This window comes from Salinispora oceanensis, from assembly GCF_000383575.1.
Classification (GTDB): Bacteria; Actinomycetota; Actinomycetes; order Mycobacteriales; family Micromonosporaceae; genus Micromonospora; species Micromonospora oceanensis.
Window position 1 is genome coordinate 1,873,387 of sequence record NZ_KB911579.1, and the last position, 12,607, is coordinate 1,885,993.

The 12,607-nt window shown below is 67.2% G+C and carries 12 protein-coding genes and 1 riboswitch; of the genes, 2 read left to right on the plus strand and 10 right to left on the minus strand.

Features of this window, described 5'->3' with window-relative positions; translation table 11 throughout:
* Positions 1–677: 677 nt before the first annotated feature.
* Both SALPAC4_RS0108720 and SALPAC4_RS0108725 read left to right on the plus strand, forming a co-directional pair.
* Positions 678–1,487 carry a helix-turn-helix domain-containing protein gene (locus SALPAC4_RS0108720; RefSeq protein WP_019869996.1) on the plus strand — a complete coding sequence of 270 codons (810 nt, stop codon included), beginning with the start codon at positions 678–680 and terminating at the stop codon, positions 1,485–1,487.
* On the plus strand, positions 1,484–1,666 hold the full coding sequence (locus SALPAC4_RS0108725) for a DUF397 domain-containing protein (protein ID WP_018739251.1): 183 nt from the start codon (positions 1,484–1,486) through the stop codon (positions 1,664–1,666). The genes SALPAC4_RS0108720 and SALPAC4_RS0108725 overlap by 4 nt, the downstream gene beginning before the upstream one ends.
* Positions 1,667–1,837: 171 nt before the next feature.
* Here the strand turns inward: SALPAC4_RS0108725 and SALPAC4_RS26310 are convergent, their stop codons facing one another.
* The 10 genes from SALPAC4_RS26310 to SALPAC4_RS0108780 all read right to left on the minus strand — a co-directional run bounded on the left by SALPAC4_RS26310 (position 1,838) and on the right by SALPAC4_RS0108780 (position 12,534).
* On the minus strand, positions 1,838–2,341 hold the full coding sequence (locus tag SALPAC4_RS26310) for a hypothetical protein (protein ID WP_027644862.1): 504 nt from the start codon (positions 2,339–2,341) through the stop codon (positions 1,838–1,840).
* A gap of 13 nt (positions 2,342–2,354) precedes the next feature.
* Positions 2,355–3,956, minus strand: coding sequence for an alpha/beta hydrolase (locus tag SALPAC4_RS0108735; protein ID WP_019869997.1), 1,602 nt, complete (start codon positions 3,954–3,956; stop codon positions 2,355–2,357).
* Positions 3,953–4,267 carry a WXG100 family type VII secretion target gene (locus tag SALPAC4_RS0108740; protein WP_019869998.1) on the minus strand — a complete coding sequence of 105 codons (315 nt, stop codon included), beginning with the start codon at positions 4,265–4,267 and terminating at the stop codon, positions 3,953–3,955. Before SALPAC4_RS0108740 ends, SALPAC4_RS0108735 begins: the two co-directional genes overlap by 4 nt.
* Positions 4,268–4,379: 112 nt before the next feature.
* Positions 4,380–5,150, minus strand: coding sequence for a MerR family transcriptional regulator (locus SALPAC4_RS0108745; protein ID WP_027644861.1), 771 nt, complete (start codon positions 5,148–5,150; stop codon positions 4,380–4,382).
* A gap of 26 nt (positions 5,151–5,176) precedes the next feature.
* Positions 5,177–5,938, minus strand: a complete 762-nt coding sequence (locus SALPAC4_RS0108750; protein WP_018217573.1) for an ABC transporter permease — start codon at positions 5,936–5,938, stop codon at positions 5,177–5,179.
* A complete protein-coding gene (locus SALPAC4_RS0108755; RefSeq protein WP_019870000.1) occupies positions 5,935–6,777 on the minus strand; it encodes an ABC transporter ATP-binding protein in 843 nt (280 codons plus the stop codon). Before SALPAC4_RS0108755 ends, SALPAC4_RS0108750 begins: the two co-directional genes overlap by 4 nt.
* Before the next feature lie 201 nt (positions 6,778–6,978).
* Complete coding sequence (locus SALPAC4_RS0108765) at positions 6,979–8,055, minus strand: ribonucleotide-diphosphate reductase subunit beta (RefSeq protein ID WP_019870001.1); 1,077 nt, start codon at positions 8,053–8,055, stop codon at positions 6,979–6,981.
* The gene (locus SALPAC4_RS0108770) at positions 8,052–10,490 is read right to left on the minus strand and encodes a ribonucleoside-diphosphate reductase subunit alpha (protein ID WP_027644860.1); all 2,439 of its coding nucleotides are present in this window, start codon (positions 10,488–10,490) and stop codon (positions 8,052–8,054) included. Before SALPAC4_RS0108770 ends, SALPAC4_RS0108765 begins: the two co-directional genes overlap by 4 nt.
* Before the next feature lie 131 nt (positions 10,491–10,621).
* A riboswitch (cobalamin riboswitch) is annotated at positions 10,622–10,839 on the minus strand.
* A 48-nt stretch (positions 10,840–10,887) separates the two neighbouring features.
* The gene (locus tag SALPAC4_RS0108775) at positions 10,888–11,685 is read right to left on the minus strand and encodes an alpha/beta fold hydrolase (RefSeq protein WP_019870003.1); all 798 of its coding nucleotides are present in this window, start codon (positions 11,683–11,685) and stop codon (positions 10,888–10,890) included.
* 48 nt (positions 11,686–11,733) lie between these two features.
* Positions 11,734–12,534 (minus strand): inositol monophosphatase family protein, encoded by an 801-nt coding sequence (locus SALPAC4_RS0108780; protein WP_027644859.1) that lies wholly within the window; start codon positions 12,532–12,534, stop codon positions 11,734–11,736.
* Positions 12,535–12,607 lie beyond the last annotated feature (73 nt).

Genomic DNA, 12,607 nt, shown 5'->3' on the forward strand with positions numbered 1-12,607 from the left:
GGCCGTTGGAGATGTCAATATCCAGGTCAGTCTCTTGGCCGCCGACGGCGGCGTGGTGACCTGGATAGGTCGATAACTTCGTATAGCATACATTATACGAAGTTATCGACCTAGATCGGAAGAGGGTCGATAACTTCGTATAATGTATGCTATACGAAGTTATGCGGTGCATAACTTCGTATAGCATACATTATACGAAGTTATGTGAACGTGTGCTCTTCCGATCTGGTGCATAACTTCGTATAGCATACATTATACGAAGTTATGCACCTAGGTAGATCGGAAGAGCTCTGAACTCCAGTCACATAACTTCGTATAATGTATGCAATACGAAGTTATGCATACATTATACGAAGTTATGTGACTGGCGTTCGATCGGTGCGCCCCGATTGGCGGCTTGTTCCTCCGGCGGCGGCTGAACCAACGGATCTTCACAACTACCTCCTGGTGTCCTTGGACAGGGCCCCACCCGCTCTTGCCGGATGCGGGCGGGGCCCTGGGCAGGACCCATCCCAGCTACGCTCGGCGAGGAACAGGTCCGCATGAGTGACAGTCTCGATAGGACCGGCCTGGTTTCGATACCTGCTCACGCTGATCGAGCAGATCTTGGGCCTGATTGGGCAGCGATGGGCAGCCGTGAGGAGACGCGCGAAAAACCGAGCAGAAAGTGGGCAGCGATGGGCAGTGTCATGGACTACGTGCTGATGGAGCTTCGCTTACTTCGCCAAACCCTGGGCCTCAGCCAGGAGGACTTCGGGCGCAGCATCGGCTACTCGGCCTCGCACGTGAGCGCCGTCGAGACCGGCGGGCGTCCACTCACGCCGGACTACGCGATCGCGGTCGACCGGACCCACGACCCCGCGTTCCGAGAGGGCCAGGACGGCCGATTCAGCCGGATGCTCCGGCAACTCGCCAAGGCCGACCCGGACTGGTTACGCGAGTGGATCGAGTTCGAGCAGGAGGCGACCCTACTCCGCTGGTACGAGCCGGCCTTCGTGCCCGGGCTGCTTCAGACCGAGGCGTATGCACGCGCCATGTTCACCACGGACATTCTCCAACCTGCCGAGGTTGAGCAACGAGTCCAATCCCGGCTCGCACGCCAAGCCATCCTCACTCGTGACTCCGGTGCGCCCCTGGTGGCCGTGCTCGACGTGATGGTGCTCCGTCGGCCGGTGGTCGGCCAGCCGGGGGTGCTGGCCGAGCAGGTCGCCCACCTGGTGAAGATGGCGGAGCTACCGCACGTGCAGATCCTCGTGGTGCCCGAGGAGGCCGGGATCTATCCTGGACTGCAGGGCGGTTTCATCCTGGCCACCCTGGGCGACGGCTCGATGGTGACCCACCTCGATCACCAGGTGCGCGCGCAGGTGGTGAACGGGGCCGATGACCTTGCTAGCCTCCAGCGAACGTGGGAGGCGGTCCGGGGTGAGGCTCTCCCTCGTAGGCAGTCCCTCGACCTGATCAAGGAAGCGGCGCAGACATGGACATGACTGGTGCCCGATGGCACAAATCAACGCGGTCCGGCACCAACGGCGGGTCGTGTGTCGAGGTGGCCGACAACCTGCCCAGCGTCGTGCTCGTGCGCGACACCAAGGACCGGGACGGCGGCACCCTCCAGTTCCACCCGACGGTGTGGCAAACCTTCGTCGACTTCGCCAAGCGACACTGACCAGCGCCACGGAAGGCCCGGCTCCCCCTACGGAGACCGGGCCTTTCCGGGTCTACTGCCGTTAACGACGGGTCCCAACCCGGTCGGTGATCCGCGCCTCGCGCATGGCACAGCCCTTACTGAATTCCAGCGAAGAACTGCTTGACCTCAATCTAAGTTGAGGTCAAGCCACTACTGCGGCCCAGGCGTCCCGAACTCCCACACGCAAGGCGAACTAGCACCCAGGCGGACATCGTAATGCCCACCCCGATCATAAGTACGAACCGAAAGCTTGTAGCCATCGTCGGTTCGGACGAAGTAGCGGTGCTGGTTGCTAGAATTCTCGTCTATAAATGCCGTGTAGCCCTTGCGCTCCCAGAACTCGGAAAGGATCGATAAAACATCGGTCTCCGACCACGTGCCGGAGACGGGCGGAATAACCTGAGCGCTTCGCTCCGAGAACACCGGCCCGGTGGAAAGATCACACGGGACACCATCCAAGTTCGGACGTCTATCGATCGTAGCGTCGGAAGGCAACTGGGCGATCGCCTCCTGCAGAATCTCCTCAACTCGTTCAGCCGCTTGCGCAAGCGTCTCGGTAGGTTGCATAGCGCTATCCTTTCCCAAACAGCCAGCCGTCGTAAATACGATCAAGATAGCTGCGGTCAGCACGGCACCTACCCGCCGATAAGCCATGTCGGTTCACCTTTTATTCAGCTTGACCGGTGACAATCTCTGCGATATTTGTGCGCGCAGGATTACTTTCTTCCCAGTAGGCGGAGTGGGCGCCGGCCATGTCAAGGAAGCTACCCGAGTCACTGCGGAAGACCCGCGCCCCGAAGTCGGCCTCACTGGGATCCTTGCCATGCGTGAAACCCCAGTCCGGCACCAGACCAATAACGTCGTGCTTCGCCGTGGTGGCCCAGACCTGATCGGGGCGCACTCCAGTCAATTCGGAAGCGTGATCAACACCAACACCAGGCGAACCGACGAACACCACAGCATCAGCATCGAAGTCAGAGTCCCGAGCAGCGTGACCGATAACCGTAGAGCCATAACTATGACCAAGCACCGTGTTGCGCGACGGACCCTCCCCATCGTGAGTAGCCCGCAGCCCACTCTGGAACCTGTCCAGGACCGGACCACCGCCCTCGGCATAGGATTCCCCACCAGCATCAGAAATCAAGTCCGGCGCGTCGTAGCCATACCAGTAGACCACCGAGGTCTTCTCACCACCTGCCGCCCAAGCGGCGTCCTGGGCCATGGCGTCCATACGCTTCAGCCCGCCACCGGCACTGGAAAGTTGCTCGCCAGTGCCCGGCACGTAGGTGAGCACATTCTCGGCGGTGTCCGGGTTGCCGACCGAGACGATCGCCCGACCGTCCCCGTCGCTGGAGAACCCGATGAGGTACGCCTCCGGCCGATTCGGATCGTTCAACCGGGAGGTAATCGCGTCGATGCCCCGCAGCTTACTGGCCAGCTCAGCACGCCCGCGCTCGAGCAATAGCCTCGTATCGGCCGGCAGGAGTTCGTGATCGTAAGGATGCTCATTAGCAGCGCGAAACGCCTGTTGCAATAGATCACTCTGGCGCTCCAACACCGTACGGTTGGCCACATCCCGATCAGAGACCGGAACGCCGTCCAGCTGCCCGACCAGGTCCGGGAACTCCCGCAACGCCTGCTCCTGCTGCAACGGAGTCAACGACTCCCACCACGCATGAACCTCCGCCGGACTCCGCCCCGCCTGCGCCTCCAACACCCCACGAGAAACCCCACCAAGCCGACCCGTCCCGAACCCCACCCGCGGCGACGGCCCATTAACCGCGATGGCATTAGCAGTCGCATCATCCTGCGCCCGCGCATACTCCACCACCGTCGGCAAGTACCGAAGCACCGACTCGGTAGCCCGACTGGAACGATCCAAACCACCAGCCATGTCCGCCGACGGCGGCGGCGCCGTCGCCCCAGTCACCATGTCCACCTGATAACCAGCTACCCGCGCCGCAGCGACAATCTCCTCCGCCTGCCGCCGCAACCCCAGCATCGCGTACGCATGCTGCTCCAACGCATCCGCGACCCGCCTCGCCGGGTTGTACACGTTACTCACCTCAGCCCGCAACGCCTCGCCCTTGCCCACCGCAGCCGCCGAAGCCCGACCGGCCGGCCACACATGAACAAGATCCCGGCTCCCCCGGATCAGCTGCTCAGCGGCATCGTCGATCCCCTGCGCCAGCCGACCCCACACCTGCGCCGACTCATGCCACGGATCCGGCCGAAAATCGAGCACATCCCGCAACGTCAGATCACTCACCGCGGCAGCACCCCCGAGCGCCGCAACCCATCAGCGTTCACCTCATCCGCGGCCCGATACTCCCGCGCCGAAGCGCTCAAATCCGCACCGAACCCCTCCAACTCCTCCACCAGCCGGCTCAGCTCCGCCAGCCACGCCTGCTCCGCACCCCGCGCTGCGACCACCGCAGCCGAACCCGGCGGCGACGACGGCGCCAGGCCCGCACCAGCCACCCGCACCGACTCCCGCAACATCGCCGCCGTCGCCTCCACCTGCGCCCCCGCACTCTCCAGGGCGTCGACATCAACCGCGAATCCCGGATGCATCAGCACCTCCCGCTCGTGCGACCCCGCACAGTATCGAAGGTTCGCCAGCTTGGATGTAACAGCAGCCGTCGCGATAGATCACCCAGCGTGACTATGAGTGCACGGGCTCGGCCCCGGCTCAGGGCTTGCGCTTCTCCACCCGGGTCCATCCGGTCCAGCCACGTTCGGCGAGCAACTCGGACAGCCGGGCGACGACGGGGTGGGTACCAAAGGAGAACGAATCCAGCAACCGGACAAATGTCTGGTCTGGAATGATTTCGTCCTGCTGGTCCAGCACCCCGTTCGCCGCCGCCTCCTCGTACTGGTCGCTCAGCAGGTCCGCGATCTCGCACAGTAGATCGTCGTTGTCCGGCTCCACCGTGAGTTGGCTGAGGCGCTGGTAAAACCGGCGGATCTTCGGGTCGGCGAGCTGGGCCACCTTGTCGGCGATGATCGCCGTGATCGTCTCCGGGAAGCGCGCCGCCATCAGGATCCACGCGTCGCGCTCCCCCTCGACGAGCACCGGCGGTGCGCCGATGTCCCGGAGGCGTTCCAGGTAGTCGGCCACCTCCTCGGGGACCGCCAGCGACTCGACGGAGCCCAGCTGCGCGACCCGCCGCCGGTGCTCCTGGAGGGTGCGGATCCGCGCCCGCAGCTCCCGGTCGACCTCGATCCTCGCGGCGGCGAACGTCTCCGGGTCGGCATCGAGCAGCTCCCGGACCCGGGCCAGCGGGACGCCGGCCTCGGCGAGGGTCCGGATCCGGATCAGGCGCAGCACCGCGGCGGCGTCGTAGCTCCGGTAGCCGGAGGCGTCGCGTTCCGGCTCCGGCAGGAGCCCGATCTGGTGGTAGTGCCGCACCGCACGGATGGAAACCCCGGCGTAGGAGGCCAGCCGCCCGATCGTCAGCATGGCTACCTCCCCGCCGGGTCCCAACATCACCTGACCTTGCGATGGTAGACGGCCCGGGCTACGACGTACGCGACCGCGAGCAGGCCGACGCACCAGGCGAGAGCGATCCACAGGTCGGCGCCGACCTGCTGCTGCGCCAACAGACCGCGGACCGTGTCGATAATGGAGGTGACTGGCTGGTTCTCGGCGAAGGCGCGTACCGGGCCGGGCATGCTCTCGGTGGGCACGAACGCCGAGCTGATGAACGGCAGGAAGATGAGCGGATAGGAGAAGGCGCTCGCCCCCTCCACAGACGTCGCGGTCAGACCGGGGATAACGGCCAGCCAGGTCAGAGCCAGGGTGAACAGCAGTATGATCCCCGCGACCGCCAACCAGGCCAGCACGCCCGCCCCGGAGCGGAACCCCATCGCGAGGGCGACCAGCACCACCACCACCAGCGAGATCAGGTTGGCGACCAGCGAGGTCAGCACATGCGCCCACAGTACGGCCGAGCGGGCGATCGGCATGGACTGGAACCGTTCGAAAATGCCGCCCTTCATGTCCAGGAAGAGCCGGTACGCGGTGTAGGAGATGCCCGACGCCACAGTGATGAGCAGGATGCCGGGGAGCAGGTAGTTCACATAGTTGTCCGAGCCGGCCTCGACCGCACCGCCCAAGACGTAGACGAAGAGCAGCATGAGGACGATCGGCGTGATTGCGGTCGTGATGATGGTGTCCGGGCTGCGGGCGATGTGGCGCAGGGAACGCTGGGTCAGGGCGGTGGTGTCGCTCAAGAAGTTGCCAGTCATCGGGGGTCCTTAGCTGCTCGTACCGGTGCGGTGGATGCGGTCGGCACGGCGGTGTCCCCGCCGCCGACGATGGCCAGGAAAATGTCCTCCAGGGACGGCTGCTTCTCGACGTACTCCACGGTCGCGGGCGGGAACAGCCGCCGCAGGTCAGCGAGCGTGCCGTTGGCGATGATGCGCCCCTCGTGCAGGACCGCGATCCGGTCCGCGAGCTGCTCGGCCTCGTCCAGATACTGGGTGGTGAGCAGCACCGTCGTACCCTGGCCGGCGAGTTCCCGGACGGCCTGCCACACCTCCAGCCGCGCCTGCGGGTCCAGCCCAGTCGTCGGCTCATCGAGGAAAATCACCGGCGGTTTCCCCACCAGACTCATCGCGAGGTCAAGGCGACGACGCATCCCACCCGAGTACGTCGCCACCCGGCGGTTCGCCGCGTCGGTGAGGGCGAAGCGGGCCAGCAGGTCATCCGCGACCCGACCCGGCTCCCGCTGCTGCCGCAACCGGGCCACCAGCACCAGATTCTCCCGCCCGCTGAGAACCTCGTCGACCGCGGCGAACTGCCCGGTCAGGCTGATCGACGCACGCACCTTTCCCGCCTGCGCGGCAACGTCAAAGCCGTTCACGGTGGCCGCACCGGCATCCGAGCGCAGCAGCGTGGACAGGATCCGTACCACCGTGGTCTTGCCCGCCCCGTTGGAGCCGAGCAGCGCGAAGACGCTGCCCGGCGCGACGTCGAAGTCGACGCCGCGTAGCACCTGCAGCTCCTGGAAGGACTTGTGCAGGCCGCGTACCTGGATCGCCGGCTCCCGGCTCTGCCCCGGTACCTGCTGAAGATCTATCGACATGCCCCTAGCGTGCAGGGTTGACGCTGCGTCAAGGTCAAGCCCGAACCGCCGACAGACCCAAGTTCGAGTAGCGCAGCTCTCCAGCCAGAAAATGATCAGCCGAGTTCCGCTACCACCGGCTCCGCCACCACCGTGGCCTCCGCCGGCTTGGCGAGGTGCGCCAGGCGCCGCACCTCGCCCACGTCCGCGCCCAGCTTCGGATCAGAAGTCGTCGTCGAAGGTAACGCTCCCGCTGACGCCCATCTGGTACGCCGACACCCGCCGCTCGAAGAAGTTCGACAACTCCTGTACGTCCTGCAACTCCATGAAGGCGAACGGGTTCTGGCTGCCGTACATCGGGGTGATCCCCAGCGTGACCAGCCGCCGGTCCGCGACGTGCTGGAGGTACTCCCGCATGTCGGTCAGGGAGAGCCCGGACACCCCCTGCTCGAGCAGGTCCGCGGCGAACTGGACCTCGCAGTCGACCGCCTCCGCCATCATCTCCCTGACCTGCTGCTCCAGGTCGGCGTCGAAGAGGTCCGGCTCCTCGGCGCGGGCGGTCTCCACCACGTCGAAGGCGAAGGCCATGTGCATGGACTCGTCCCGGAACACCCAGTTGGTGCCGGACGCGAGACCGTTGAGCAGGCCCCGGGAGCGGAGGAAGTAGACGTAGGCGAAGGCGCCGTAGAAGAACAGGCCCTCGATGCAGGCGGCGAAGCAGATCAGGTTGAGCAGAAACGCCCGCCGGTCCGCCCGGGTCCGCAGCTCCCGCAGCTCGAAGATCGAGTCGATCCACCGGAAGCAGAACTCGGCCTTGCGGGCGATCGAGGGGATGTTCTCCACCGCCGCGAACGCCGCGAACCGCTCCTTCTCCTCCGGCACGTAGGTGTCCAGCAGGTTCAGGTAGAACTGGACGTGCACCGCCTCCTCGAAGAGCTGCCGGGACAGGTAGAGCCGGCCCTCCGGGGAGTTGACGTGCTGGTAGAGGTTGAGCACCAGGTTGTTGGCGACGATCGTGTCGCCGGTGGCGAAGAACGCGACCAGCCGGGACACCAGGTGCCGCTCGGCCGGGGAGAGCTTCGCCAGGTCGGCGAGGTCGGAGTGCAGGTCCACCTCCTCCACCGTCCAGGTGTTCTTGATCGCCTCCTTGAACCGGTCGAAGAAGTGCGGGTACCGCATCGGGCGCAGGGTCAGATCCATGCCGGGGTCGAGCAGCAGCTGCCGCCCGCCACCGGTCCCGGCGGTCGCGGTACGGGCCTCGGCGGTCGCGGTACGGGTCTCGGCGTCGGTGGTGGTCATTGGCATGCCTCGCAGCTTTCGGGGTTTTCCAGGGAGCAGGCCAGCGCCTCGGCGTCGGCCCCGGCGGAGCTCGACGGGGTCGGGGTGACGGCGACGGTGGCCTGCTGGATCCGCGTCGCGGGACGGGACCGCAGGTAGTAGGTGGTCTTCAGCCCGGACTTCCAGGCGTACAGGTACATCGAGGAGAGCTTGCCGATCGTCGGCGCGGCCAGGAACAGGTTCAGCGACTGCGACTGGTCGATGTACGGGGCCCGGGCCGCCGCCAGGTCGATCAGCGCCCGCTGCGGCAGCTCCCACGCCGTCCGGAACAGTTCCCGCACCTCGGCGGGGAGCTCGGCGATGCCCTGCACCGACCCCTCCGCCCGCTTGATCTCGTCCCGGATCGGGGCCGTCCACAACCCGCGTGCCTTCAGCTCACCGACCAGGTAGGTGTTGACCTGCAGGAACTCGCCGGACATGGTTTCGCGCTTGAACAGGTTGGACACCTGCGGCTCGATGCACTCGTAGCAGCCGGCGATCGAGGCGATCGTCGCGGTCGGGGCGATCGCCACCAGCAGCGAGTTCCGCAGACCGTGCTCCGCGACCCGCGCCTTCAGCTCGGCCCACCGCTTCGGCTGCGCCGGCTCGGCCCCCCACAGCTCCGGGTGCAGCTCGCCCCGGGCGGCGCGGGTCTCGGCGTACGCGGGATGCGGGCCGAACCGCTCGGCGAGCCCGGCGGAGGTCTCCAACGCGGTCAGGAAGATCTCCTCCTGCACCCGGGTGGACAGCTCCCGCGCCTCGGCCGAGTCGAACGGCAGCCGCAGCGTGAAGAAGGCGTCCTGCAGCCCCATCAGCCCGAGCCCGACCGGCCGCCAACGCGGGTTGGAGGCCGCCGCCTGCTCGGCCGGGTAGTAGTTGATGTCGATCACGCGGTCGAGGAAGACCATCGCGGTACGGACGGTCTCCCGCAGCTTCGCCCAGTCCACCCCGTCGGCGCTGACGTGGGCGCCCAGGTTGACCGAGCCCAGGTTGCAGACCGCGGTCTCGGCGTCGTTGTTGACCTCAAGGATCTCGGTGCAGAGATTCGACAGGTGAATCGTGTTGCCGGGCGCCCCGGTCTGGTTGGACAGCGCGTTCGAGCGGTCCTTGAAGGTCATCCACCCGTTGCCGGTCTGCGCCAGGGTGCGCATCATCCGCCCGTACAGGTCCCGCGCCTTGACCGTACGGACCGCCTTCTTCTCCGCGACCCGGTAGGCGGCGTCGAACTCCGCGCCGTACAGGTCGGGCAGCTCCGGGGCGTCCGACGGGTCCACCAGCGACCAGTCGCCGTCCGCCTCGACCCGGCGCATGAACTCGTCCGGCAGCCAGTTGGCCAGGTTCAGGTTGTGCGTACGCCGGGCGTCCTCGCCGGTGTTGTCCCGCAGCTCCAGGAACTCCTCGATGTCGGGGTGCCAGGGCTCCAGGTAGACGCAGGCCGCGCCCTTACGCCGGCCGCCCTGGTTGACCGCGGCGACGCCGGCGTCGAGGGTCTTCAGGAACGGCACGATCCCGTTCGACCGGCCGTTCGTTCCCCGGATCAGCGCGCCCCGGCCGCGCACCCGCGACCAGGCGATGCCGATGCCGCCGGAGAACTTCGACAGCTTCGCGACCTGGTGGTACCGCTGGTAGATGGAGTCCAGCTCGTCGCGCGGCGAGTCGACCAGGAAACACGACGACATCTGGGTGTGCCGGGTGCCGGAGTTGAACAACGTCGGTGAGCTGGGCAGGTACGCCAGCGACGACATCAGCCGGTAGAACCCGATCGCCTCGGCCGGCGTCCGGGACAGCCCGCAGGCCACCCGCAGCAGCCAGTACTGCGGGGTCTCCACCACCAGCCGCGACTGCGGGTGCCGCAGCAGGTAGCGGTCCGCGACCGTACGCAGCCCGAAGTACTCGAACCGCAGGTCACCGGCGGGGTCCACCGCGTCGTCCAGCTTGCGGGCGTTGCGGGACACGAAGGCGGCGGTGTCGTCGCTGATCAGCCCGAGGCCGTGGGCGTACCGGATGGACTGGCTGAAGCTCGCAACCTGCTGCCCCCGGACCTCCTTGTCCACGTACGCGGCCAGCAGCCGCGCCGCCAGCCTCGAGTACTGCGGCTCCTCGCCGATCAGCTCCGCCGCCGTCTGGATCGACAGCCGGTCCAGCTCGGCCGTTGTCGCCCCGTCGTACAGGCCGCTGATCGTCTTGGTCGCCACCCGCAGCGGGTCCACCTCGTTCAGGTCGCCGACCCACCGCTCCACCGCGCGGACAATCTTGTTGACGTCCACCGGCTCGGTGTCGCCGTTGCGCTTGCGGACCTCCATCACCTGCCGCCGCTGCTGCTGCGCCGTACCGGCCGGACCGTCCGTGGCGCCTCCCCGCGTCACCGTCGTCTCCCCGGCCGGACCGTCCGTGGCACGTTCCCGCGTCGCCGTCATCTCCCCCTCCTCCACCTGCCGACAAAGGTCGACAAACGCGCAGGGGGACACCACGATCGTCGCCCGGTGGCTGACCACACCGGGCGGCTGCGGGTGTCGGCCGTCCCGCGCGGCCGCCAACCGCCGCACGCGTCACGTGCGGCGCGCTGGCAGGTCTTCGGACTCGCGGGCACGCCCGGGAGACCCGGTCGCCTACTGGCCGTCGCTTCCCAGGCTTCGATCAGCCCAGTGCGTGATGACGGCGGTCGTTCCCACTCACCGCTGCGGGGCAGTCCCGGACTTCCACCGGATTCCCTCTTGCCTCGGCCACTCCCGGTGGGAGCGCCGAACCAGCTGCGGGAGACACCATATATGCCGCCCCCACCCGGCATGCAACACCAGATGTCGTGTCGGCGTGTCAGCGGCCGAGAAACTGCCCCAAGGCGCGCACCCAGGCGTCCCGGTCTTCCAGGTGGACGTCGTGCCCGGCGCCGGCAACAACCACCCGCTCGACATCCGGACGCAGGGACACCATGCACCGCACCTCGGCGGCGGGGATGATCCCGTGCTCGCCAAACACCAGCAGGGTGGGGGCCTGCACCCGCTGCCACTCGTCCCAGCAGGCCCGGTCAGCGACGGCCGCGATAGCGTCCCGCAGCACCGCCGCCTCGAATCGCGGCCAGAGCCCGTCCGGGCGCAGCTCCAGATCCCGCAGCCAGGCCTGCGCCACCGGGGTGTCGCCCAGAAACTCGGCGGCCTGGCGAACATCGGCGAACGGCACCGGCCACGAGGCGAAGAAGGCACCCAGCTCGGCCGGGTAGTCCCCCCGCTCCTCGCGGCCCCCAACCCCGCCCTCCAGCAGCACCAGCCGACGTACCAGCTCGGGATACTCGGCGGCGAAGAGCAGCGCGGTGTGCCCACCCATCGACTGACCCACGACCGTCACCGGCACGCCGCCCCCGAGCTCAGCGACGACGGCGAGCACATCCTCGACGTACGCCCGGCGGGAGAGATCCTGCGGCCGTCGGGTCGAGTGGCCGTGCCCGCGCTGATCCACCACGATCACGCGGCGCTCCGGTAGCAGCGCCTCCGCCGTCGGCACCAACTCCGCCGCGCTACCGGCCAGCCCGTGCAACAGCACAACCACCTCGTCGCCGGAGCCGCCCACGAGGCAGGACAGCGCCACCCCGTCTCGATGGATCGTCACCCGCTGCACCGTACGAACTCCCTCACCCTGGCGACCCGGAAACCGCCGCAACCCTACTCAGGCGGGCTTTTGATTCTCAATGGACTTAAGCAGGGCGTGGTGTGTCCGCTCGTCGGCAGCCACGACCAGACCACCCAGCCCGGCGTGAGGCGGCCGTCCGTCGATTCCGGAGACCACGCAACCCGCCGCCTCACAGAGAGCGATCCCGGCCGCGAAGTGCACGCTGTCCCGCAACTGGTGGCCGTCGGTGACGTAGCCGGCGCGGCGGCCGGCGGCGACCCAGGTCACGGCCAGGGTGGTGGAGAGCACCCGGGGGCGAAACCGGGCGGTGAAGCCGGCATCAGTCAGGATCCGGGCAGCGTGGAAGACCTCCCTGTTGGGAAACGGCGGATCCAGGTTGAGGTCCACCAGCGCGGAGTCGGCCGAGGGAACGAGCCGCTCGTCCGTACCGCCCCGACGGAGGTGGGCGGCGGTGCCATCGGTCCAGAACACCTCGTCGTTGAAGGGGTCAGCCGCGGCGGCCACCACTGGCTGCGTACCGGCCTGCAGGGCCACATTGACCGCGACCAGCATGCTGCGCACCGCGTAGTTCAAGGTCCCGCACAACGGGTCAACCAGCCACCGACGTCCGCTGCCACCGGCGCCGGTGCGCCCACTCTCCTCTCCCACCAGGAGGTCATTCGGGCGCGCCGCGCGGAGGATGTCCAGGATCGCCTTTTCCGCCGCGAGGTCGGCTGTGGTGGCGAAGTCTCCGGCACCCTTCGCAAACCGGGCCAGTGTGGATCCATAGTGGTTGCGGACGACCGTGGCTCCCGCCGACGCCGCCTCCATCGCCAACGCCTGATCTGTGCTCGACATACCCGACACCATAGATACGGGTTAGGCGCGACCCAGCTTGGGAGCTGGACCGTCTCCTGACTGCCGCAGGGCT